Origin of the sequence: Paenibacillus filicis, from assembly GCF_038070315.1 — a bacterium.
Lineage (GTDB): Bacteria > Bacillota > Bacilli > Paenibacillales > NBRC-103111 > Paenibacillus_G > Paenibacillus_G filicis.
The window spans coordinates 1-21,997 of record NZ_JBBPCC010000036.1 but is presented as its reverse complement, the minus strand read 5'-3'; the positions used below and the strand labels follow the sequence as shown (position 1 = coordinate 21,997).

21 protein-coding genes, 1 pseudogene and 1 riboswitch are annotated in these 21,997 nt (G+C 56.0%); of the genes and pseudogenes, 17 read left to right on the top strand and 5 right to left on the bottom strand.

The window, feature by feature from the left end; all coding sequences use genetic code 11:
* Window position 1 precedes the first annotated feature (1 nt).
* The 3 genes from WMW72_RS33610 (at window position 2) to WMW72_RS33600 (ending at window position 2,609) form a co-directional block, all read left to right on the top strand.
* Window positions 2-1,078: an ABC transporter ATP-binding protein gene (locus WMW72_RS33610; protein WP_341419953.1), complete on the top strand. Its 1,077-nt coding sequence runs from the start codon at window positions 2-4 to the stop codon at window positions 1,076-1,078.
* Window positions 1,026-1,811, top strand: coding sequence for an ABC transporter ATP-binding protein (locus WMW72_RS33605; protein ID WP_341419952.1), 786 nt, complete (start codon window positions 1,026-1,028; stop codon window positions 1,809-1,811). Before WMW72_RS33610 ends, WMW72_RS33605 begins: the two co-directional genes overlap by 53 nt.
* A gap of 102 nt (window positions 1,812-1,913) precedes the next feature.
* Window positions 1,914-2,609 carry a class I SAM-dependent methyltransferase gene (locus tag WMW72_RS33600; RefSeq protein WP_341419951.1) on the top strand — a complete coding sequence of 232 codons (696 nt, stop codon included), beginning with the start codon at window positions 1,914-1,916 and terminating at the stop codon, window positions 2,607-2,609.
* Window positions 2,610-2,796: 187 nt separating this feature from the next.
* Here WMW72_RS33600 and WMW72_RS33595 read toward each other — a convergent pair whose 3' ends face one another.
* Window positions 2,797-3,435 carry a DUF2306 domain-containing protein gene (locus WMW72_RS33595; RefSeq protein WP_341419950.1) on the bottom strand — a complete coding sequence of 213 codons (639 nt, stop codon included), beginning with the start codon at window positions 3,433-3,435 and terminating at the stop codon, window positions 2,797-2,799.
* A 212-nt stretch (window positions 3,436-3,647) separates the two neighbouring features.
* Between WMW72_RS33595 and WMW72_RS33590 the strand changes: the two genes are divergently transcribed.
* Together WMW72_RS33590 and WMW72_RS33585 are read left to right on the top strand one after the other, a co-directional pair.
* Window positions 3,648-4,247 carry a TetR/AcrR family transcriptional regulator gene (locus WMW72_RS33590; RefSeq protein WP_341419949.1) on the top strand — a complete coding sequence of 200 codons (600 nt, stop codon included), beginning with the start codon at window positions 3,648-3,650 and terminating at the stop codon, window positions 4,245-4,247.
* 474 nt (window positions 4,248-4,721) lie between these two features.
* Window positions 4,722-5,600 (top strand): radical SAM/SPASM domain-containing protein, encoded by an 879-nt coding sequence (locus WMW72_RS33585; RefSeq protein WP_341419948.1) that lies wholly within the window; start codon window positions 4,722-4,724, stop codon window positions 5,598-5,600.
* Between the two features lie 177 nt (window positions 5,601-5,777).
* On the opposite strand, the gene WMW72_RS33580 is transcribed toward WMW72_RS33585, so the two are convergent.
* Both WMW72_RS33580 and WMW72_RS33575 read right to left on the bottom strand, forming a co-directional pair.
* Window positions 5,778-6,350 carry a DoxX family membrane protein gene (locus WMW72_RS33580; RefSeq protein WP_341419947.1) on the bottom strand — a complete coding sequence of 191 codons (573 nt, stop codon included), beginning with the start codon at window positions 6,348-6,350 and terminating at the stop codon, window positions 5,778-5,780.
* A 179-nt stretch (window positions 6,351-6,529) separates the two neighbouring features.
* Window positions 6,530-7,396, bottom strand: coding sequence for a sigma-70 family RNA polymerase sigma factor (locus tag WMW72_RS33575; RefSeq protein WP_341419980.1), 867 nt, complete (start codon window positions 7,394-7,396; stop codon window positions 6,530-6,532).
* Between the two features lie 283 nt (window positions 7,397-7,679).
* On the opposite strand from WMW72_RS33575, the pseudogene WMW72_RS33570 reads away from it, so the two are divergent.
* From WMW72_RS33570 to WMW72_RS33555, 4 genes and pseudogenes are all read left to right on the top strand, one after another.
* Window positions 7,680-8,159, top strand: a pseudogene (locus WMW72_RS33570) (NAD(P)H-dependent oxidoreductase); the annotation flags it as partial.
* A gap of 135 nt (window positions 8,160-8,294) precedes the next feature.
* Window positions 8,295-8,438: riboswitch (FMN riboswitch) on the top strand.
* A 121-nt stretch (window positions 8,439-8,559) separates the two neighbouring features.
* On the top strand, window positions 8,560-9,561 hold the full coding sequence (locus WMW72_RS33565; protein WP_423227636.1) for a DMT family transporter: 1,002 nt from the start codon (window positions 8,560-8,562) through the stop codon (window positions 9,559-9,561).
* Between the two features lie 222 nt (window positions 9,562-9,783).
* On the top strand, window positions 9,784-10,014 hold the full coding sequence (locus WMW72_RS33560; protein WP_341419946.1) for a cold-shock protein: 231 nt from the start codon (window positions 9,784-9,786) through the stop codon (window positions 10,012-10,014).
* Between the two features lie 111 nt (window positions 10,015-10,125).
* Window positions 10,126-10,503 (top strand): GNAT family N-acetyltransferase, encoded by a 378-nt coding sequence (locus WMW72_RS33555; RefSeq protein ID WP_341419945.1) that lies wholly within the window; start codon window positions 10,126-10,128, stop codon window positions 10,501-10,503.
* 131 nt (window positions 10,504-10,634) lie between these two features.
* Here WMW72_RS33555 and WMW72_RS33550 read toward each other — a convergent pair whose 3' ends face one another.
* Complete coding sequence (locus WMW72_RS33550) at window positions 10,635-11,147, bottom strand: SRPBCC domain-containing protein (RefSeq protein WP_341419944.1); 513 nt, start codon at window positions 11,145-11,147, stop codon at window positions 10,635-10,637.
* A complete protein-coding gene (locus tag WMW72_RS33545; protein WP_341419943.1) occupies window positions 11,125-11,376 on the bottom strand; it encodes a transcriptional regulator in 252 nt (83 codons plus the stop codon). The genes WMW72_RS33550 and WMW72_RS33545 overlap by 23 nt, the downstream gene beginning before the upstream one ends.
* 241 nt (window positions 11,377-11,617) lie before the next feature.
* On the opposite strand from WMW72_RS33545, the gene WMW72_RS33540 reads away from it, so the two are divergent.
* The 8 genes from WMW72_RS33540 to WMW72_RS33505 all read left to right on the top strand — a co-directional run bounded on the left by WMW72_RS33540 (window position 11,618) and on the right by WMW72_RS33505 (window position 21,695).
* Entirely contained in the window at window positions 11,618-12,091 is a 474-nt protein-coding gene (locus WMW72_RS33540; RefSeq protein ID WP_341419942.1) for a hypothetical protein, read from the top strand.
* A gap of 49 nt (window positions 12,092-12,140) precedes the next feature.
* Window positions 12,141-13,529, top strand: a complete 1,389-nt coding sequence (gene thrC / locus WMW72_RS33535) for a threonine synthase (RefSeq protein ID WP_341419941.1) — start codon at window positions 12,141-12,143, stop codon at window positions 13,527-13,529.
* Between the two features lie 188 nt (window positions 13,530-13,717).
* Complete coding sequence (locus WMW72_RS33530; protein ID WP_341419940.1) at window positions 13,718-15,505, top strand: cache domain-containing sensor histidine kinase; 1,788 nt, start codon at window positions 13,718-13,720, stop codon at window positions 15,503-15,505.
* A complete protein-coding gene (locus WMW72_RS33525; RefSeq protein WP_341419939.1) occupies window positions 15,502-17,139 on the top strand; it encodes a response regulator in 1,638 nt (545 codons plus the stop codon). The genes WMW72_RS33530 and WMW72_RS33525 overlap by 4 nt, the downstream gene beginning before the upstream one ends.
* A gap of 103 nt (window positions 17,140-17,242) precedes the next feature.
* Window positions 17,243-18,145: a carbohydrate ABC transporter permease gene (locus WMW72_RS33520; protein WP_341419938.1), complete on the top strand. Its 903-nt coding sequence runs from the start codon at window positions 17,243-17,245 to the stop codon at window positions 18,143-18,145.
* Window positions 18,146-18,160: 15 nt separating this feature from the next.
* Window positions 18,161-19,057, top strand: coding sequence for a carbohydrate ABC transporter permease (locus WMW72_RS33515; RefSeq protein ID WP_341419937.1), 897 nt, complete (start codon window positions 18,161-18,163; stop codon window positions 19,055-19,057).
* A gap of 127 nt (window positions 19,058-19,184) precedes the next feature.
* Window positions 19,185-20,549 carry an ABC transporter substrate-binding protein gene (locus WMW72_RS33510; RefSeq protein ID WP_341419936.1) on the top strand — a complete coding sequence of 455 codons (1,365 nt, stop codon included), beginning with the start codon at window positions 19,185-19,187 and terminating at the stop codon, window positions 20,547-20,549.
* A gap of 15 nt (window positions 20,550-20,564) precedes the next feature.
* A complete protein-coding gene (locus tag WMW72_RS33505; protein WP_341419935.1) occupies window positions 20,565-21,695 on the top strand; it encodes an alginate lyase family protein in 1,131 nt (376 codons plus the stop codon).
* Window positions 21,696-21,997: the final 302 nt, after the last annotated feature.

Genomic DNA, 21,997 nt, shown 5'->3' with positions numbered 1-21,997 from the left:
GATGGAGCCGCTGCTGCAAATCCGTGATATACAAGCCTCCTTTCCATCCGCGGAGGGTAGGCTTCGGGCACTCAACGGGGTGTCCCTCGATCTGTACCAAGGGCGAATATTCGGTCTGATCGGCGAGACGGGCAGCGGCAAGTCGGTGCTCGGGCTGTCCATCCCCGGCCTGCTGCCGGATTCGGCGGAGGTGAGCGGATCGATCCGCTTCAAAGGCCAGGAGCTCCTGAAGCTGCACCGGACACGTTTGCGCCAGCTGAGGGGCAGCGAGATCGCATTCATCCCGCAAAATCCCGCTACTTCGCTTAATCCGGTACTGACGATCGGCTACCAGCTCAAGGAGGCCATCGCCCGTCACCGGTCTCGCTCCTCGAGGAGCGGCAAAAGTCTGACGGAGCAGGCGGCCGAATTGCTGGACAGCCTGCATATGCCGGAGCCTGAGCGCAAGCTGCGCAGCTATCCGTTCCAGCTCAGCGGAGGCATGAAGCAGCGGGTGCTGGCCGCTATCGGCATGTGCGGCCATCCCTCGCTCGTCATCGCGGACGAGCCGACCAAGGGTCTGGATGCGCTCGTCCGCGCCCAGACGGTGGAGATGATGCGGAGCGTCGTCCGCCAGACCGGTGCGGCGATGCTAGTCATTACTCATGATCTGCATGTAGCGGAAGCGCTGTGCGATGAGATCGGCGTGATGTACGGCGGGCGGATCGTAGAGCAGGGTCCGGTAGGGGAACTGTTCCGCCAGCCTAAGCATCCTTACACGCAGGGGCTTCTCGGGTCGATGCCGGGCCGGGGCATGGTCCCGATCCCCGGCGCAGCCTACAATCCAGCCGACCCGGGTGCCGGCTGCGCGTTTGTCACCCGCTGCCGGCACCGGCGGGCAGAGTGCGAGAGCGCCGTGCCGGAGCTGTATCCGGTCACGGATCCGGGCATGTCCACTCTGGCGGGGACGGTCGGCCCGGCGTCGGCAGATCCGGTGCGTTCCGGCTTCGAAGCGGCGGCAACAGCAAAAGTGAGGTGTTTCCTGTATGCTCCAGATTCACGGACTGAGCAAGACCTTCCACAGCGGCTGGCTGAATAAGCAGAGCTTCCAGGCTGTGCGCGACGTGTCCTTCGAGATTGCCGCCAGCGAGACGCTAGGACTGGTCGGCGAGAGCGGCTGCGGCAAGTCCACGCTGTCCCGCCTGATCTTGAAGCTGCTCCCCGCCGACCCTGGGGGGCGCATCGTCGTGGACGGCACGGATATTACCGCGTACAGCATGAAGCAGATGCGGCCGCTCCGCAGGCGGATGCAGATTTTATTCCAGCATCCGGATTCGGCGCTCAATCCGCGCCAGACGATCCTCCGCAGCTTGCTTGAGCCGATCGCCCTGCACCGGCTCATGGGCAGGGAGGAAGCGGAGGCCAAGGTGCTGGAGCTGCTCGAGCTGGTCGGCCTGCACCGCGACCTGCTGACGAGGTTCCCACACCAGATCAGCGGCGGCCAAGTACAGCGCGTCGTGATCGCCCGTGCGCTGACGCTGGAGCCCCGGCTGCTCATACTCGATGAGCCGACCTCCATGCTGGATGTTTCTGTGCAGGCCCAGGTCATGGAGCTGCTGCAAAGCGTGCAGCGACAATTCGACATCGCTTATCTGTTCATTTCCCATGACCTGGAGCTGGTAAGTCACGCATGCAGCCGGATAGCCGTCATGCATCAGGGCTGTATCGTCGAGCATGGGAGCAGTGAAGCCGTCATGGAGCAGCCGCAGCATCCATATACGCAGCAATTGACGAACGCGTTCAGAGCTCTTGATCCCTTATCCGGGAGGTAATGTCTTCCGGTGGAAGAAAACGGCCGATCAAGAGGGAGCCGGTGCAGATGGACTGGAGCGTACTTCCGAATGAATTACACAACTAGATGATGGAGGGATTTCATGAGCGACTTTCCGAATACGGATGGACTATCTGCCTCAGAGTTCTGGATACAGGCGTGGGAAGAGGCTGCTGCCTCCGATCTGCGGGTAGGGAATGATACAGAGGAGGAAAGGTTCTGGCAGGGCTATGCGCCTGCCTATGACGACCGCAATCCGCTCGCGCCGTATACCCAAGAGCTAATGAAGCAGGTGTATGCTTATTTGAAAGCCGACGACCGTCTGCTCGAGATCGGTCCAGGCACAGGTGGCTTCACTCAACTGCTCGCTCCGCATGTGGGGGAGCTGGCGCTGGTTGAGCCGTCGACCTCGATGTTCGAGGTGTTATGCCATAACTGGGCCAAGCTGGTGGCGCCGCTTCCGCAGTTGCTAGCTGTTAAGTGGGAAGAGGCTCCGGAGGTGGAGGCGGACGTCGTATTTAGCGCCAATGCCTTCTACCGGATCCGTGATATGAAGGATAGCCTGCTGAAGATGCATCAGACCGCTCGACGCCATGTGTTCCTCGTGCAGTCGATCGGGCAGCCCTTCGCCGGGCCGCTTCGCGTGACAGAGAACGGAGAGCCGCAGGAGCGGGTGCGTGCCGAAGTGATTTCCAGCATACTGGATGAGCTGAACATCGAACATCACTACGCGACATTTCCAGTCCAGCGCAAGAGCGGGGAGATTCATGATGTCGCGCTGATCCACTGGAGCGTGTAGCTGTTAGGGCGGGCTGCTGTGGCCTGAGGCTTGCGGTGGCAGGTTAGGGGCCACAGGCTTCGGCTCAGCCGCGTGTCAGGCTGTTTAGCCGGAGCATCTAGTTGCGGATAGGCCGGACATCCGCAGAGTCTTGCAGCCCCTTCCCGCCTGCGCCGAAGCATGGCTCGCTATGCCCGGCGGCCTGCACCTACTGCCGGACAGGGGTCTTGTACACTGTCCGAATTACGAGCTCGGCCGCCAGCAAGAGCAGCGGGATCGTGCTGTAGACGCCGATGGTGTAGCTAGTGGCATAGTCCAATCCGAAGCAGTTGTTGAGCACAAAGGTCAGCAGATGAATCAGCATATTGGTAAAGCAAAAGGCGTAGCTGCGCACCATCCATTTCCGGTGGCTGTGTATCTGCTTCTTTTTTATTTTCACAAGTGCAACGACGGTCAAAAAGATCCAGAGAATGTTCAGGAAATTGAAGGCCATGCTCGTAGCCTTGCCGCCGGTGGCATAAGGGGCCATATAGCCGGAGGTCAGATCGACGATCAAGACGGCGAGCAGATAGATGTATCCGTTGATCCGGTGAAACCTGCGGTACTGCCGCAGCACCCGGCCGGAGAAATTAACCGCTCCCGCCAGCATCGCGATGCAAGCGAACCCCACATGAATGTACATCACCTTGAGCCAGACGGCGGTGGACAAGGCACGTGTCTGATTGGTCTTATGGCTCAAAAAGGCGGCAGCCTGAGGATCGTGAATAAAGTTGAAGTACACGGCATACAAAATGAATCCAATGGTAACCACCAGCATCAGCCTGTACGCTTGTTTGCTTGTGAACATCGTTCAGTCGACCTCTTTTTATCAAAATAGTACCGGACCGTCCGGTATTTTTATTATAACCCGAGTTCAGCCGAATGAATGAAGGAATTGTTACAGATTAAAGCCAATTTCCAGCTCTGGGGGGATAGGGGGCGGGAGGCTGCGCATTGGACTTGCCGCTTGAAACTGATACAATCAGAAGATGAAACCAACAGGACGGAAGGAACCTATCCATGCGCAAAGGCGAGCAAACGAAGCTGCTTATCATTCAAAAATCGGCCGAGCTGTTTAATCAGAAGGGTTATGTGGGAACGACGATGCAGGATATCATTGATGCTACCGGGTTGACCAAAGGCGGGGTCTACCGGGGCTTTTCGAATAAAGATGAAATTGCGATGGCGGCTTTTCAGTATGCCGGGGAAGTGTTATGGGAGCATTTCACAGCTGCGATGGAGGGAAAGCAAACAGCCACGGAAAAAATACTGGCCATCGGGCAAGTGTACAGCGACACGGTCCATAATCCACCGATGAAAGGGGGCTGCCCCTTCCTCAATACCGCGGTGGAGAGCGACCATGCCTATCCGGTTATGCGCGATCAGGCGGTGGAAGCTTATGTGCAGATGCTCTCCTTCATCCAGAGCCTGCTGGCCGAAGGGATCGCCGCCGGGGAATTCCAGGAAGACCTGGAGGTTGAATCAGTCGCCTCGTTTATCTTCTCGTCGGTCGAAGGCGGGATCATGGCAAGCCGGCTGACCCGTGACAATAGACATGTCGCCTATGCGATCGACAACATCGAACGTCTGCTGCTGACCTACCGGCGCCGGGAGACTTGATCGGATACGATTGCCGAACGAGTGGCTGCTGAACAGTTCATCCAAGCCTCCTCCTCATGAATGAACCCTGGAAAGCTCCGTGAAGGAGCTTTTTTCTCGTACAGGAAGGGACAACGAAGCAGAGGATCTCGCAGACGTTGCAAATGCCGATAAAATGGCTTACGGTAAAAATACCGTACCGTCCGGTTTTAAAATAAGGAGGAATAGGATAAATATTCAGGTTGTGTTGTTTGATGGCTTTGATCCTTTCGACTCATTCTGGCCCGAGCGTCGGCGACAGACCTGACATGCTGCCCTCCTCCAGGCTCGAGGGGACACGCATCCTGTCGGCAGATAGATGATGGGTTAGGCATGCCGCTCCCGCAGGAAAGGCTGGCTTCTGACCGTATGGCCGTATCCTTCCATAGCGCCGGGCAGGCTTGTGTGCTACGATAGAGCTTACGGAAGAACATCTGTGAGACGGAGCATGCGACTATGAAAACATTTAAGAAGTTTTATATCGAGATTACGAGCGTCTGCAATCTGGCCTGTTCGTTCTGTCCGCAGACAAAGCGCCAGGCGAGCTTTATCCAGCTCGATGCCTTTACCAAAATCTTGGATGAAATCCGGCCGCATACCGATTCCATCTATCTGCATGTCAAGGGCGAGCCGCTGCTTCATCCGAAAATCGATCAGCTGCTGGACCTCAGCCACGAGCGCGGCTTCAAGGTCAACATCACCAGCAACGGCACGCTGCTGCACAAGGTGAAGCACAAGCTGCTCGGGAAGCCGGCCTTGCGGCAGATGAATTTCTCGCTCCACAGCTTCGACGGGCATGAGGGCTCTGTGGATAAGGAGGGCTATGTTTCTATGGTCTTGTCTTTCGCCAAGGAAGCCGTAGCGCAGTCGGATATGCTGGTTTCCTTTCGCCTCTGGAACTTGACCGAGGACAATGGAATCAACCAAGAGCGGCAGCGTAACCGCGACATTCTGGAGATGATCGAGAAGGAGTTCGAGCTGGATTTCAAGATTGAGGAGCAGTTCAAGCGCGGCAGCGGAGTGAAGCTGACCAAGCAAATATATCTGAACCAGGATCATGAGTTCAAGTGGCCCGATCTGAAGGAAGATGAAGATGAAGGCAAGGGCTTCTGCCACGGACTGCGCAACCAGGCGGGCATCCTGGTCGACGGGACCGTTATTCCATGCTGTCTCGACGGGGAAGGCGTCATCAATCTGGGCAATATCCACGACAAGCCATTCTCGGAAATTATCGAGGGCGAGCGGGCCACCAAGATGTATGACGGCTTCTCCCGCAGGGAAGTTGTCGAGGAGCTGTGCCGGAAGTGCGGCTACCGGAGAAGATTCGGCGCTTAATCCGGCTGCAGGATGAGCATTCCCAAGCCATACAAAATACCAACAACCTCCACCACCGCTGTCCAGGCGGTGTGGAGGTTGTTGGCGTTGCAACCAGCCCCCAGGGGGGAGAGCGGCAGAGGGGCAGGGTGCGGGACTACACTCCTGCCCGGTGCTGCTGCACAAGGTAAAGCCGGACTAGAGCTGTCGGCTATTAACGCCCCGGCCGCCTGTCGAGCTGTCGCGGCCCCACGGTGTTCCGAGGAATGGCAGCGCCCAGCGGTCGAGACCGTACCAGCCGGCATTTTTCCAGGCAAGCACGAGCCATGTAGCTAGGATGAACAGGATCGGGTTGGTGCTGAGCGTTCCCGCGAACAGGAAGCTGACGTTCATCACGCCGCCGAAAAAGGCTGCGATGCCGGTCAATAGGCCAAGGATCAAACCCAGCCCTACCAGCACCTCGCCGAAGGCGACCACAAATCCGAACGCCTTGGCATTCGGCAGCACGAAGCCTTCGAGGAAATTGGCATACCAGCCGGTGACGTCTTTGCCGGCCTCAGCCTTGGCGAGCGCTCCTTTCACGAAGCCCTGAAGAGCGGTGCCGGCCTGATCTCCGGTCCATGCGGGGCTTGTGACCTTCTTCCAGCCTGCGGTAATCCAAGAATACCCTACATAAAGCCTTACCAACAGCCAGATGATTCCTGCTCTTGTGCTGCTGAACAAAAAATGTGAAACGGGATTTTCCGGAATTGTAATTTCCTTATTTGCCATTTGAATAGACCTCCCTGTAGATCATGACATCCATCGTCGTTGGCGCTGCGGATGAGTTAAGGATATTGTAACCTGCCGGTTTCTCGCATGTTGTGATCCTTATCACACCAACCCGATTAGGTCCGTGATAATAGAGGGAACCTGACCTGAAACGTCGCGCCGCCCTGTTCCTAGGGCGGTTAGTCGTTCCACACGGCCAGGTCGAGCTGGTCTATGCGTGCAGGATCGGAGATCAAGTCAATCTCGACGATCTTCCCGTGCTTGATAGTAACTTGAAGAACATACAGCAGTTTTCCGCGCGGCGCTGCAAGGATGCCTGCGCTACCGTTCACGAGAGCTGGCTGCGAAGCCTGTATACGGCCTGAAATTTGCGAGGCAAGCGCTCTTGCACCCCGCGTGACTCGGATGCTTCCGGCCTGGCGGTCATCCCGAACCACCACGTCCGGATCGAGTGTGGCGACCAGTGTATCGAAATCACCCCTGCGCGCAGCGGCCAGGAAAGCGTCGACAAGCTCGCGTTGATGGGCAAGATCGCCGTCAGGTACGCTCTCTGAGCCCTGCACCCGCCTGCGCGCCCGGCTGGCAAGCTGTCTGGCGGCGGTCTCTGATTTCCCCACGATAGGGGCGATATCGGAGAAGGGCATCGCGAATATGTCGTGCAGAACGAACGTGATGCGTTCGGCAGGACTCAGCTTGCCCAGCACGATCAGCAGCGCGAGACCGACAGCGTCGGCTAACAGAGCCTCTTGCTCGGGATCGCTTCCGTCCGCCTGGCCTGCTAAGGTCTCGGGGGTCTGAACGTCGATGGCGTCTTCGCGTCTGGATTTTCGCACCCGCAGCATATCGAGGCATAGCCTGGAGACCACGGTAGTCAGCCACCCACCCAGGTTCTCCACCTCGCTCGTATCCGAACGGCTCAGACGCAACCAGCACTCCTGCACCGCATCCTCCGCTTCGCTCAAGGAACCGAGCATCCGATAGGCGACCCCCTGCAGGTGACTGCGATGTGCTTCGAATTTCTCTGCTAGCCATTCTTGTTCGTTCATCATCCGATTCCCTCTCACCTTTAGATAGTCATAGTCCTCTATTAGATAGACGAAGCAACGTCAGCTCGTGTGACAGAAAGCCCTGACCATTTTATTATCCGGCTTGCCGGTCAATCTGTCACATCTACTGGGGCTCGTTTCGTCATGATCGTGTAGGCACCAGAGGCAAGGCTGATTTCACAGCGCCCCGTCCTTGGCGTCCATCCTATACAAACTAAAGGTGGTAGACACATGATGGCAACTGTATTGTATTTGACAGCCAACCCGAACGATCTTGAGAATGGTGTTCAGCGGCTGGGGCAAGTTAGGGACTGGCGTTGCATTTGAAGCATTGACCTCCGGCGAGCAAGCAAAAATCAGCCGGCTAGGTGAGCTGGTCGATCAATTTGTGGCTGCCGATAAGTATATATTTGTGAACCCGGTATGGAATTATTCCTATCCGCCTGTGATGAAGGCTTACATCGATGCTATCTGTGTAGCAGGCAAAACCTTCAAATATATCGCAGGTCAAGGACGAGTAGGCCTGATGGGGGACAAAAAAGCCGTTCACATTCAAGCCAGCGGAAGCGTGTTGTCTCCAGGCTCCGACTGGGCTGAATCGGAAATGGGCCATCGCCATCTGGCCGCGATTATGGAGTTCGTCGGGGTGCCCAGCTTCGAAGGAATCTTCGTCGAAGGGATGGCGGTATCGGGTGCTGACCGGGCGTCTGCCATTCGGGAAGAGGCGATCAGCCAAGCTCGGGAGCTGGCCCAGCGCTACTAGAGGAATCACTGCCTGGATGATTCCAAATTGAATGAAAGGTCTGCGGGAAACGGCCTTCCATCATTTTCAGAAATTTTCAGAAAACGAGTATTGTCAGCGCCGCGATAGGTGTGATAAGATTCAGCTTACAAGAATATGAACCTTCGGGGCAGGGTGAAATTCCCTACCGGCGGTGATGATACGTACGTGTATCGCAGCCCGCGACTCCCGGCCTCCGGCCGGGACTGACTTGGTGAAAATCCAAGGCCGACGGTATAGTCCGGATGAGAGAAGGTAAAGAACAGCCGCTGAAAAGCTTATTTTCACAGGTTTGTTTGGCGATGCCCCCGTTGATTATTCAGCGGGGGCTTTGTCGCTTTCAGAAGGTTCAATTCAAAACATTCCTCGGGAGGTTTTTGAATTGGAGCACGTATTCGGTTCTGGCACCAAGAGCTTGAAAGCAAAGGTATCGACCGGCCGTGAGGCGCACGGCATCTGGTATGTGGCGCTTGGCGCTACGCTGTGGGGGCTGGACCCTTTATTCCGCATTCTGCTGCTGAAGAGCTTTACTTCGGCGCAAATTGTATTCATCGAGCATCTGCTGCTTGCCTTCTATGCAGTGCCGGTGTTCCTGATGTACCGCCGCACGCTGCTCGGCAAGCTGACGCTCGGTGTCATCGGAGCCATGCTATTTATCTCATGGGGCGGCTCGGCCATCGCTACCATGCTGTTTACCTCAGCCTTCGCCCATGGCAATGCGAATGCCGTGCTGCTGCTGCAGAAGCTGCAGCCTCTCTTCGCCATTATTCTGGCGCGTCTGCTTCTGAGGGAAGCTTTGCCGTCCCGCTTCTTCGCTTACATCGGGCTCGCTCTCGCGGGTACCTATTTCTTAACGTTCGGCTTCGCCCCGCCGTCGGTGGGTCTGCATGATCTGGCGACACAGGGCTGCCTCTTCTCGATCCTGGCCGCAGCACTGTGGGGCGGCTCGACGGTGATGGGGAAATACCTCCTGCAGAAGGAGCTCAGCTTCCACCTCGTCACTTCGCTTCGATTCTTGTTTGCCATTCCGCTGCTGGCCGTTGTGCTGATCGCCAGCGGAGACAGCTGGCAGGCGCAGGCAAGCGGTGGCGCAATTACACTGATGGCGGTCAATCTGTTGTTCCAGGCCTTCTTCCCGGGCTTGCTCAGCATGCTGCTGTATTATAAAGGATTATCGTCGACAAAGGCTGTCTATGCGACGATCGCCGAGCTGTCTTTCCCCGCAGTTGGGGTATTGGTCAACTGGCTGGCCTTTGATCAGGCGCTGACCTGGGGGCAGCTCGCAGGCTTCGTGCTGATCTGGTCCACGCTGCTCTTGATGAGCCGCCGCAGCCAGAACGGGACATCTGCGCCATCAGCGGAGGCTAAGCCTGCCGCGTTGTAAAGCCCGGCTTTTCATACTCTTTTGCATTTTCCGCGCCGGTGTGGTACACTGTAGTTATTCAATCATATGACACTTAATTCACATATGTAGAAGGTTTCATTTGTCGGATGGAACCTTTCCTCGTATGTGATTTTTTGTACGAAGGAAAGCTGCCCTGAACCGAGGTTTGGGGCAGCTTTATTTTTTAGGGGACGACCAGACGAACAGGAGGATGATGAGCTCATGAACTTTAGAAAACGATCGCTCGAAGAAATTCCGGAAGAGGCGACGGCCATCTGGACGTGTAGCCGTGAAGATTGTAAAGGCTGGATGAGGGATAATTTTGCATTCGCCGTAGCGCCGATCTGCCTGCATTGCGGCGATCTGATGACCAAGGGCACGAAAATGCTTCCGATTATTGTGAATACGAACCATAATTTCAAATCCCTCAAGAAGGGCGTACAGATCTCGTAATCTGCTTGTTCCTGCTTCATCCGCTACCGCCATGGGTAAGGAGACAGAAGGCTGCTGCCTTTATCGGAGGCGCAGCGGATTTTCATTCTTCAGCCGGAGGTGCAGCAAGCGATGAACAAGGCTCAGGAAACGAGTACACAGTCGCAGGACCAACTGGTGGTGCAGAAGCAAGGCAACAGCTTTGTGCTTCAAGACATGAACGGGAAGGCCGGGGAGATCACGTACCGGCTGGTCGATGTGGATACCTGGGTGATCGACCGGACGTATGTAGATCCGGCCTATCGGGGTGGCAGCGTGGGCCGGCGTCTGGTGGACTTGGTCGTCCGGGAAGCCCGGGAGCAGGGCAAGACGATCATACCCGCGTGTTCCTACGCGCTCGCTGTATTTCAGCAGGACCCGGGGTATGCGGATGTATGGAATAGGGAGAAGAAAGGGAGCGACTACTCCGATTCATATAGCTCTGGCAGTGCGACGTCCTCGGAAGCCTGATGCGTGGATGTGGCAGTCACCAGCACGAACAAAAAGAGAGGCTATCCCGCAAGCCATGAGCTGCGGAATAGCCTCTTTTTGTCAAGCCGGTACAGCGGCAAAAGAACCTTCTTCTCTTACATAGATATGTCTTACCGTTGTGTCAGCAAATATTCTTCCAGGCGATCCGAGGTTTCGCTGATGCCTTGCTCCATCCCCATCTCGATAACCTTCTTCAGCGCTTCTTCCGAGGCATAGCTGGCCCGGCTCGTAATCTTCGTCTTATTGTCTTCCAGCGTCTCGAATGTCATCGTAATGTCTGAGGACGGCATGCCTGCGGCTTCATGGCCTTCTGCGTCGGAGAAGAAGTCCGTGTACACGATTTTCTCGGAGGCTACAATGTCCTTGTAGACGGCTTTTCCCCAGGATTCGAATCCGTAGAAATCCCCCTGATTCTTATCGATACACTTCATACAGTAATGCCAGATGCCGCCGGGGCGGAAATCGACGGTGCAGGCGGACAAGGTCCAGCCGCGCGGCCCCCACCAGTGCTTCAGATGCTCAGCTGTTGAATAAGCCTCGAATACAAGCTCGCGCGGCGCATCGAATACCCGCTCCATAGTCAGTACCGAGCCTTCTACTTTAAACGTCATTTTGTTCGCCATGTGACATGCCTCCTGAATTTTCATTGTTTGGACGTTCCCGTTGTTCCTTGAGCTGCTGCAGATAATGGTCCAGCTTGTCATACCGCTCGGGGCATGTACGGCGGTAAGGGTCCAGCCAGGCATCCATCTGCTGAAACGGCTTTACCCGAAGCTTGTCATGGCGCCGGTTGGCTTCCGCCTGCACCTCCACAACCCCAGACTCCAGTAAAATACGCAAATGCTCGGACATATCCATACACAACCATGCCCCTCTGCAATCCTGATGGACTGCGATTACCGTGTCAGGAAGCGGCTTCCGTTCCCTTGATTTGAATATACTATATCAGGAATATTCCGGTCAAGGAATATTTAATTCGCTCCTTTCCTTCATCGCGGTGATACCTTGACGGTATAGTGACAGGGGGGTAAAATGAAGGGGTTCAATATGTCCGGGCAGGTTACCATCCTGATCGAAAGAAGGCTTTAGGTTCATGAGAACGAAGATCGTGGCCATCGGTTTGTATCTGATGCTGGTTTACTGGCTGTCTTTGCATGTAGAAGGGCTGCATACGCTATTCTTCCCGACGCTGGGTGCGTTCAGTCTACTGTTCCTTTCACGTCCGCTGCATCCCAAGGAAGTCGTCAAGGTGGCGCTGGGCGCCGTTCTTGCTTCCGCGATCGGTGTGCTGGCTCATGCGGTTTATCCCGGCGTTATCTCGTTATTCGTCACGATGCTCGTGATCGTATGGATGATTCGAAAGTTCCAGTTGAACGCTCCGCCGATTTTGTCGGTTTCCTTCATTCCCTTCTTCGTCGAGTCTCCTAACTGGTGGGCCATGCCTGTATCGGTAGCAGGATCGATTGTAGGGCTTGTGGCCACCTTATATATGGTGCATGCGCTGGAGATCAAGCTAAGTTTGGTCTTGAATGCCTTGGTCTCAGCGAAAAAGCAAAGCTTGGATTAATCCAGCAATGTTCTATTCCTAAAATCTAACAGCATCGAGGGGAGCGCTTATGAAATATATCAGCACACGGGGGCAAGTAGCCCCGATAGGATTTATTGACGCTATTCTGATGGGATTGGCCGACGACGGCGGCCTGCTCGTACCGGAGCAGATCCCTCAGGTATCGGCGGATACGCTGGCGCAGTGGCAGCAGCTTACTTACTCCGAGCTTGCCTTGGAGATTTTCTCTCTGTATGTGAACGGGGAAATTCCGCGTGAGGACCTGAAGAAGCTCGTTGATGACAGCTACTCCACGTTCCGTCACGAGGAAGTGACCCCGGTGCATCAGCTGGATGGCAGCCGTTACGTGCTGGAGCTGTTCCACGGGCCGACCTTTGCCTTCAAGGACGTTGCCCTGCAGTTCCTGGGCAATCTGTATGCTTACGTTTCCCGTAAGACGGACTCCATCATTCATATTCTGGGCGCGACCTCCGGCGATACCGGAGCATCGGCTATCGAGGGCGTGCGCGGCAAGGAAGGTATCCGGATCTGCATCCTGCATCCTCACCAGAAGGTGAGCAAGGTCCAAGAGCTGCAGATGACGACTGTAGACGACGCCAACGTGCTGAATCTGGCGGTAGAAGGCACCTTCGACGACTGCCAGCGCATCATCAAGGAGCTGTTCGCGGATGTTGAATTCAAGCACAAGTACCATCTGCGCGCGATTAACTCCATCAATATCGCTCGGATTCTCGCCCAGACGGTTTATTACTTCTATGCTTACTTCCAACTGGCCAAGCAAGGGCAGGCGAACAAGATCAGCTTCAGCGTGCCGACAGGCAACTTCGGCGACATCTTCGCCGGCTACCTCGCCAAGAAGATGGGACTTCCTGTTCACAAGCTGATTCTGGCTACCAATGAAAATAACATCCTGGCCCGCTTCGTCCAGGAAGGCGTATACCAGCCGGGAGATTTCCGTGGAACATACAGCCCATCGATGGACATTCAGGTCGCCAGCAACTTCGAGCGGTATATGTTCTACCTGTACGGAGAGGACGCGGCCAAGGTGACTTCTCTGATGGCTCAGTTCAAGGCCGAAGGAAGCATCGTGATCGAAGGCGACGTCTTGAAGCAGGTTCAGGCGGATTTTGCAGCGTATAGCGTGGAGAACGAGGAATGCCTGAACACGATCAGCGACTACCATGCGAAGTACCAGTATCTGCTTGACCCGCACACCGCTTGCGGAGCGGCAGCTTCGGACCGGCTTGCGGAGGACGGGGAAGCGGCGGTTGTGCTCTCTACGGCTCATCCGGCCAAGTTCGACGAGGCGATCCGGCTTCGCCAGATCAGCCAGACCTATCCGGAGCCGATCCAGGCTTTGTTCGACAAGCCGCAGTTCCAGAAGGTTGTCGGCGGCACGAACGAAGAGATTCAGAAGCAGCTCGAGAGCTTCTTTTAATGAAATAAGCGGGCAGTCCGCCCGTATTTGCGCCATCCGGTTCCATGAACCGGATGGTTTTTTTGCATGGAGCTGATGGAAGGGGGAAATTATACGATGATTCTTCTAGCCGGATTGTAAAATGATAACCCTTGCCCTAGCGAGGAACCCTATGAAAAAATAAGGACGGCAAGAGGGAGGCGATCACAGTGTTCCGGTACTTCGCGAACTTGTTCTGGAATTATAGCCTGGAGCGAAAGGTATTTATAGCGACGTCACTGGTCATATTATTGGCCGTTCCGCTGACAGGAGCGTTCTCTTACTACGAAGCTTCCCGCATCTTGCAGGGCTATGCCTACAATGCGGCCAATCAGATGGTTAATCAGTTGAGCGGTTACATGAACAATGAGCTGAAGAATATCAGTGACCGCATGTATCTGATCAATTCTAGCGAGGCGATGAAGTCGACGCTGAACTGGAGCCGCGGCAATTCAAGGGAGTCTTATACGCGTGTGTTCAATAACATGTTTACCCTTTTTTCGCAGATGCGGGTGAATTCCACCACGATCAAAGAGATCTATATGTATACGCCCAGGGGGGAGTTTTTCGACGGCCCGTTCAAGCGGACGCCGCTCAGCTTCCAGGAAACGCCTTATTACGAGGAGGTCTTGCACACACAGAAGAACCGCTGGCTGTATCTGGAGCGCGATCCGCTCTTCGCAGGTGAAGGCGATGTTGTAAGCCTCCTGACCCGGCCAACCTCCGACAGCAGCTATCTGGAGGAGAACAGCTACGTGGTCATCACCTTATCGACGGAGAAATTTATTAATAATCTAAAGAGCATTCAGCTATCCCCGCAGGGCTTCTCCCTGATCCTAGACGAGACCGGGAAGCCGATCTTCCGGTCGGAGGAGTCCGCTGGCATCCAGGAGTTTATTCAGCGGTTGCAGCAAGAGCCTATTCAGGGCAAACCGCCTCACTTTGAAATGGAGATTAACCGGGAAACGTTTCTCGTCAGCCACGCCGACATCCCCTTCGTGGGCTGGCAGTCCGTCGTCGTGCAGCCCAAGGCGAAGCTGCTGGAGAACGTAAGATCCATTCAGTATGTGACGACAGTGATGACGCTTGTCCTGCTCGTTTGCTCCTTCCTGCTGAACAAGTTTATCGCCCAGTGGGTGACCAATCCGCTGCGCAAGCTGATGAAGCTGATGAATCAGGTGAAGCTGGGCAACCTGAGCGTGCGGTTCGCCTCGGAGCACAAGGACGAGATCGGCCAGCTGGGGCATCGCTTCAACGATATGCTGCAGCAGATTCAGCAGCTGCTTCATGAGATCGTGGACGAGGGCAGGGCCAAGCGGAAGGCCGAGATGCGCGCGCTGCAGGCGCAGATCAACCCTCACTTTTTGTACAACACGCTCGACGAGCTGTATTGGAAGTCGCTTGAGTTCGAGGACCCTACCGCTCCGGATATCATCTTGTCACTCTCCCGTTTTTTCAGGCTTAGTCTGAATAAGGGGAATGAGGAGACGACGATTGCCCATGAGATCGAGCATGTGGAATATTATCTGAAGCTGGTCAACCATCAATACAAGAGACAGTTCAGCTTTGAGATTAGCCTAGATGAGCGTGCGGCCCGCGTGGCCGTGCCCAACATCATCCTGCAGCCGCTGGTGGAGAACTGCGTACTGCACGCCTTCAAGCAGAATGACTACAGGGCGTTTCAGATTCACATCTCCGCTTTCCTGAGAGGGGAGTGGGCGATTTTGCAGGTGAAGGATAACGGAATCGGGATGGAGCCGCAGCTAGTGGAGCGTTTGAACAGCTCTTCATCCGCTCTGGAGCATGAAGCCGGACCGGGCGTGGGCTATGCGATAAGCAATATTAAGGAACGGCTCGGGTATTTCTTTGGCGAGCGGGCTCGCTTGTATGCCGAGAGTCAGCCGGGCATCGGCACCGTGATGGAAATCCGGATCAGAGTCGAGGAGGTAGCGAGATGAAAGTGCTGCTGGTAGATGATAAGGAAAGCGTCGTGCAGGGTATCCATAAGCATATCCCCTGGGACCAGCTTGGCGTAGAGCGCGTCGAGCTGGCTTATGACGGGGCGGAGGCTCTAGAGAAGGATCGGGAGCTGCAGGCGGATCTAATCATCACGGATATCCGTATGCCGAACATGGACGGCATCGAGCTGATGGAGCGGCTCAGGTCGGTTCGGCGTGAGGCGCGGTTTATTGTGCTGAGCGGGTACGACGAGTTCGACTATGCCAAGCAGGCGATGAGCCTGGGGGCTTCGGAATACGTGCTGAAGCCCGTCGATATCAAGACACTGTCACAGCTTATCGACAAGGAGCTGGGGGAGATTCGCAAGCAGCGGGAGCATGATGAGCAGCGCCAGCAGTTTCAGCGCAAGATGCAGGCCAGCCTGCCGGCCCTGCGGCAGCAATATTTAACGGAGCTGGTCCTGTTTCGCGATCACCGGCTGCATCGTCTGCAGGATAAGTGGAGCTTCGCGGAGATTCCGGTCAAGCCGTCCAGCTTCGGGCTGCTGGTGGCGGCAATCGACGGATTCGCGGACATCGCCGAGCACCCGGTGCAGGAGGTCGAGCTGACCCGCTTCATCGTCGAGAACATTATCCGGGACTGCTTGTCGGAGTGGGGCACAGGCATCGCCTTCTACTCCGAGTGGGGGCGCCTCACGCTGCTCGTCAATTATGAAGCGGCCCAGGAGGAGAAGGAGATCAAGCTGGGTCTGCTTCAATTCGCCGATTACTGCCGGCTTGCGATCGAGCGGAACTCCAAGCTGACGGTGACGATCGGGGTAAGCTCTCTCTGTCCTGAGCTGAAGGACTTACCGGGCGGGTACAGCCAGGCTTGCGAAGCGATCGAGCATGTCTATTTCTTCGGCGGCAACCAGGTCGTGCATTACGAGGACCTCGTGGCTTACCGCTACCGCTTGCAGCGGACGGCCTATCCGGTCGTGGAAGAGCAGGAGCTGCTGACCCGGGTCAAGCGCGGCCAGCCGGAGCTGATCGAGGCCGGGATAGATCCGTTCTTCCAATCGCTTCACCGCCAGGGCGGCACGCCGCACGATATCCGTCTTGCTTGCCTGCAGCTATCTGCCGTTCTGTACAGGCTGCTGCACGATATGGGGTTGGATGACGAACTGTCCGGCGCAGCCCGGCATACATGGAAGGAGGCCTTCGAAAATATCAGCCTGGCGGAGCTGCGGGCGCATATGCTGAAGCTGTCTGAGGAGGCGGCCCAGCAGGTGCGGCTGTGGATGAAAGCCGGTACCAAGAACATCGCCGAGCAGGCCCGGCAGTATGTCGCTGAGCAGGCGCTGTCAGTCATCACGCTTCCCCTGGTAGCAGATCACGTCGGCGTCAGCCCCAACTATCTGAGCAGTTTGTTCAAGAAAGAAGCGGGGATGACCTTCGTCGAGTTTATTACCGAGCTCAAGCTGTCCAAGGCCAAGGAATGGCTGATCGATCCGCATGTCCCGATCTATGAGATTGCCGAGCGTCTGGGTTATAATGACCGCCGGTATTTTCGTGAGATTTTCAAGAAAAAGACCGGTCAGACCCCGTCGGAATACCGCGACGCACTGCTCGGCACCAGCTCTCCCGCGGAGTAGAATATCCCCCCCTCTGCAGGAGGATTACCTCTCTAGAGGATTGGTCAGCCCGCTTTTATACTTAATCCATGGCTGAACCACATAGAGAGGAGTTTGGATGAGGATGACTTTGAAGAAGTGGAGAAGTTACTCGGGGCCCTACCTGATGGTGTTTCCATGTGTCGTGTTCCTTCTGTTGTTCGCGATCTATCCGATGGGCTGGGCGTTCAAATACATGTTCTACGACTACGATGGCTTCTCAGATGCACAGTTCATCGGTCTGGATAATTTCGTCCGGTTGTTCACGCGCGACCCGCAATTTTGGCATTCCGTATGGAATACAGGGGTGTTCACCTTCGGCAAGCTGATCGTGACGCTGCCGTTGGCTCTGTTGATCGCCTTTATTCTGAATCAGAAAATATTTGCGCGCAATACGGTGCGGGCCGTCATCTTTATGCCGACCATTCTGAGCGCTGCGGTGATCTCTCTGGTCTTCTACCTGATGTTCAACTCCTACAACGGGATCATCAACAACGTGCTGATCTCCCTCGGTATGATCGAGGCACCGATCGAATGGTTGGGCATCAAGTATTCCATGCTGACCGCCATCCTCGTCGCCATCTGGGGGGCGTTGGGCAATTATATGGTCTTGTTCCTGGCAGGGCTCCAGGGCATACCGAACGATCTGTATGAGGCCGCCTCCATCGATGGAGCCAACAAGACCCAGCAGTTCTTCAAGATTACGATTCCGATGCTCGGTCCCGTCATGCAGATGATTATCATGCTGGCGATCGTCAATACGCTCAAGAGCTACGAGAGTATCATGGTGCTGACCGCCGGAGGACCGGCAGGCAAGACCGAGGTCATGTACCTGTACCTCTACAAGCTGTTTTTCCCCGTCTCGGAGGGCGAAGCGGTCGTGCAGCAGTACGGATACGGAGCGGCGGTAGGGTTCGTGTCGGCGCTGATCGTCGGCGCCATCACAGGCCTGTATCTGTATCTTTCCCGTAAATCCAGCACATTGTAAGAGGAGGCGGCAAGCATGAGCAGTATGACAGCGGACATCAAGCCGGCGCGGCGCGCTGTGTCCCCATCCGTTCGCCTGGGGGCGTGGCTGGGCTGGGGCGTGATCGGACTATTTTTGCTGGGCATCGTATTCTTGATCCTATATCCGGTGTTATTCACCTTATTCGGATCGTTCAAGACGAACTTCGAGCTGTTGAACAGCACCGGTCTATTGCCAAAGGATTGGCAGTGGGCCAACTATCTGGAAGCGTGGCAGCGGGCGAACTTCGCCAAGTACACCTGGAACAGCTTGTTCATCTCGGTGTTGTCGACTCTGCTGAATCTGCTGGTTTGCTCCATGGCGGCTTATGCCTTGGCGCGCAGAAGCTTCCCGGGTCGGGGCGCGATTCTGTTCGTGCTGGCGGCTACGATGTTTGTCACCATCGGGGCTATTACCTACCGGCCATTGTTCGATATGATGAAGACTTTCCATATGCATAAATCGCTGTGGAGCGTTATTCTGATCTTCGTGGGTACACATCTGTCCTTCTTCATCTTCCTGCTGGAGCGGTTCGTGAAGTCGATCCCCAAGGAGCTGGACGAAGCGGCGACCATCGACGGCTGCGGATTTTTCGGCATCTACTGGCGCATCGTGCTGCCGCTGCTCGGGCCTGGGCTCGGCGTGGTCGGGCTATTCACCTTCCGCGATGCGTGGAATCAGTACATTTTGCCGCTGATCTTCACCATGACTAATCCCGATCTGCGGCCGCTGACGGTAGGGGTGATCGCGCTGAAATATTCGACCAATGCCGCTGCGGAGTGGCATCTGATGCTGGCGGGCTCGATGCTGTCCATGCTGCCGATTCTGGTCATCTACATGCTGACGAACAAGTCCTTCATCAGCGGGATTACGAACGGGTCGGTCAAGGGATAGCCAGGCATCATGGAGTACCCGAATGAGAAAATTCCCCCTGGGTGTCGAGATTTACCTCTCTACCTGGGGGAGAGGGACCCAGCCTATAATCAACCGTGTAACCAGAGGAAGAAGGGGAGCTGATCATATGGCACTATCTAAAAAACAAGCGCTTACATGCGGTATAGCGCTGACGCTTGCACTGACGGGATGCTCGAATACCAAGGAAGCGGACAAGCAGACGGACGCTCCGGGTGGCAAGGTGAAGCTGAGCTTCTGGACCAACGCGCGACACGACGTGGATCTGATGCAGGCCAAGATCAAGGAGTTCAACGAAACCAACAAGAGCCAGATCGAGGTTACGTACCAGGTGCTGACGGACAATTACGAGCAGGCGCTGCAGACGGCGATTCAGGGCGGAGAGGCTCCGGATATCATGAATGCCAAGAGCAAGCTGGCGCTGAGCGATATGGTGAAAATGAAAGCGATCGAGCCGCTCGACGACTACCTGACGCCGGAAATCAAGGGCAAGTTTGGAACCAAGCTGCTCTATCTAGACGGGATCAACTCGGTGGATGGCAAGCTGTACAGCCTGCCGAATTACGGCTCCACCTTCCGCTTGATCTATAACAAGGATCTATTCGCCAAGGCCGGGCTTAGCGGACCGCCCAAATCGCTTGCCGAGCTGGTCGACTACGCCAAGAAGATCACGGAAGCGGGCAAGGCCGACGGCGTCTACGGCTTCGCGCTCAACATGAAGAACCCGGTGGCTGCGTTTGAGCGCAGCATCATGCCGCTGCTCCGGCTCGACGGCGGAGATATCTACGATTGGCGCCAGGGGAAATACGAGTTCTCCACGCTGAAGCCTTATGTGGAAGCGGTCAAGCAGATTGTGGATAATAAGAGTATGCTTCCGGGGTACGAGTCGCTGGATATCGATCCGCTGCGCAACCAGTTTGCCGCTGGCAAGATCGGCATGTATCTGTCGCTTTCCGCCGAGCCGAGCGTCTACGAGTCGCAGTTCCCGACCTCGATCCAATGGGGTGTGGCGCAGCTGCCGACCATCGACGGACAGGCTCCGAAGGGCGCCAACTACATCAACGCCGCAGGCAACTGGCTGTATATTTCGTCGACCAGCAAGCACAAGAAAGAAGCATGGGAATTCCTGAATTACATCTACAGTGACGATGTGCTGGTTCCGTATTTCGAGCAGGGCAAGGGCGTGGCGCTCGTACCTTCGGTCATCGCCCAGGCCAAGGAGCCTTCGCTCAAGAACTTCAAGGACTTCACACCGAAGGACGACGCGATCTGGCCGGTCTACCCGACTCACAAGGTGGAAGGGAAGACGTGGCAGAGCGTCATCGCCGAGACCATCCTGGGCGTGACACCTCTGGACAAGGCGTTCGGGGATTTGAACAAGCGTTATAACGACGGGCTGGATCAAGCGGAGAAGGCAGGAACGGCCAAGCGTACGATCATCTCAGACTTTGACGCCCGAAATCTGCTCAAGTAAGGGAGTGGTGACGAGATGTCCTTCCTCATCCGATTAGAGAGGGCCGATTGGCCGAAGTGGCTGGATACGGAGCGTATTCCGCGCCAAGCGGAGCTGCTGCTGGATGAGCCGCCGGTATGCATCACCGATGCGAGAGCGGAGAACAGTCCGGGCACCGCCCATGATTATTACTCCAACGGCGACTACTGGTGGCTGAACCCGGATACGCTGGACGGGCTTCCCTACGTGCAGCGCGACGGAGAGAGCAACCCGGGTAATTTCACCCGGCATCGGCTGATTCTCCGCCAGATGAGAACGAAGGTCTCGTTGCTGGCTGCGGCGTATGCGCTGACAGGGGAGGAAAAGTACGCCGCTGCGGCTGTACGTTTCCTGCAGGCGTTCTTCCTGGACCTGCAGACGCGGATGAATCCGCACTTACTCTACGCGCAGGCCATTCCCGGCGTATGCGACGGGCGGGGAATCGGCATCATCGACACGCTGCATCTGATCGACATCCCGGTGGCGGTGGGTGCCTTGCAGGGTTCTGCGGCACTAACCGATGAGGTGTGTAGAGGTTTGAAGCAGTGGTTTGCCGATTATCTGCAGTGGATGAGCACGCATCCTCACGGCCTGGAGGAGCGGCGTCATCCCAACAACCACAGCATCTGCTGGTATGTGCAGGCGGCGGCCTTCGCCATGTTCACAGGCCATGAGGACATGCTGGAGCAATGCCGCCAGGCGTACAAGGAAGTACTGCTCCCGGGACAGATGGGCGCAGACGGCAGCTTCCCGCTGGAGCTAGCCCGGACGAAGCCGTACAGCTATTCCTGCTTCGTGCTGGACAACATGGTGACGCTGTGCCATCTGCTCTCGACGGAGCAGGACAATCTGTGGACGTATGTGCTGCCGGACGGGCGCGGCATCCGGAAGGGGCTGGAGTTCCTATATCCTTATCTGGCTGATAAAGAAATCTGGCCGTATGCCCGCGACATCGAGCACTTCGACGCCTGGCCGGTCGGGATGAGCTTCCTTCTCTTCGCAGGGCTGGCCTTGGAGAAGCGCCAGGTTCTGGAGCTGTGGAGGAGTCTGGACCCTGATCCGGGCAATGAGGAACTTCGGCGGAATATGGCGATCCGGCAGCCGCTGCTGTGGCTGAATGACCGTTAGACCGGGTAAGCCCGGACGGTGGACAGCCGCCTAGTACAGTCTATAGCTAGTCGCTTAACCAAGCATCCATTCGGAATCCGCTGTTGGACTCCGGGTGGATGCTTTTGTTATCTCGGGAAGATTGTTTGTTCCGCTGCTGCTGCAGATGTTCAATTAGTTGTTAGAAGAAAATAAAGTGTTTTCTTAGTGCTTAGGTTAAGATAAGACTCCTTTAAAAGCACTACATGCTACCCGCGTATGTTCTTTAATTAATATTTGGAAATGGTACATAATGGAGGAGGGTCGTAGCCCAAGCGAAGGCG

Bases quoted from the DNA above. Each gene is read 5' to 3' on its own strand.
- WMW72_RS33610 (WP_341419953.1), top strand. From the start codon at position 2: ATGGAGCCGCTGCTGCAAATCCGTGATATACAAGCCTCCTTTCCATCC.
- WMW72_RS33605 (WP_341419952.1), top strand. From the start codon at position 1,026: ATGCTCCAGATTCACGGACTGAGCAAGACCTTCCACAGCGGCTGGCTG.
- WMW72_RS33600 (WP_341419951.1), top strand. From the start codon at position 1,914: ATGAGCGACTTTCCGAATACGGATGGACTATCTGCCTCAGAGTTCTGG.
- WMW72_RS33595 (WP_341419950.1), bottom strand. From the start codon at position 3,435: ATGTTCACAAGCAAACAAGCGTACAGGCTGATGCTGGTGGTTACCATT.
- WMW72_RS33590 (WP_341419949.1), top strand. From the start codon at position 3,648: ATGCGCAAAGGCGAGCAAACGAAGCTGCTTATCATTCAAAAATCGGCC.
- WMW72_RS33585 (WP_341419948.1), top strand. From the start codon at position 4,722: ATGAAAACATTTAAGAAGTTTTATATCGAGATTACGAGCGTCTGCAAT.
- WMW72_RS33580 (WP_341419947.1), bottom strand. From the start codon at position 6,350: ATGGCAAATAAGGAAATTACAATTCCGGAAAATCCCGTTTCACATTTT.
- WMW72_RS33575 (WP_341419980.1), bottom strand. From the start codon at position 7,396: ATGAACGAACAAGAATGGCTAGCAGAGAAATTCGAAGCACATCGCAGT.
- WMW72_RS33560 (WP_341419946.1), top strand. From the start codon at position 9,784: ATGAACTTTAGAAAACGATCGCTCGAAGAAATTCCGGAAGAGGCGACG.
- WMW72_RS33555 (WP_341419945.1), top strand. From the start codon at position 10,126: ATGAACAAGGCTCAGGAAACGAGTACACAGTCGCAGGACCAACTGGTG.
- WMW72_RS33550 (WP_341419944.1), bottom strand. From the start codon at position 11,147: ATGGCGAACAAAATGACGTTTAAAGTAGAAGGCTCGGTACTGACTATG.
- WMW72_RS33545 (WP_341419943.1), bottom strand. From the start codon at position 11,376: ATGTCCGAGCATTTGCGTATTTTACTGGAGTCTGGGGTTGTGGAGGTG.
- WMW72_RS33540 (WP_341419942.1), top strand. From the start codon at position 11,618: ATGAGAACGAAGATCGTGGCCATCGGTTTGTATCTGATGCTGGTTTAC.
- thrC (WP_341419941.1), top strand. From the start codon at position 12,141: ATGAAATATATCAGCACACGGGGGCAAGTAGCCCCGATAGGATTTATT.
- WMW72_RS33525 (WP_341419939.1), top strand. From the start codon at position 15,502: ATGAAAGTGCTGCTGGTAGATGATAAGGAAAGCGTCGTGCAGGGTATC.
- WMW72_RS33520 (WP_341419938.1), top strand. From the start codon at position 17,243: ATGACTTTGAAGAAGTGGAGAAGTTACTCGGGGCCCTACCTGATGGTG.
- WMW72_RS33515 (WP_341419937.1), top strand. From the start codon at position 18,161: ATGAGCAGTATGACAGCGGACATCAAGCCGGCGCGGCGCGCTGTGTCC.
- WMW72_RS33510 (WP_341419936.1), top strand. From the start codon at position 19,185: ATGGCACTATCTAAAAAACAAGCGCTTACATGCGGTATAGCGCTGACG.
- WMW72_RS33505 (WP_341419935.1), top strand. From the start codon at position 20,565: ATGTCCTTCCTCATCCGATTAGAGAGGGCCGATTGGCCGAAGTGGCTG.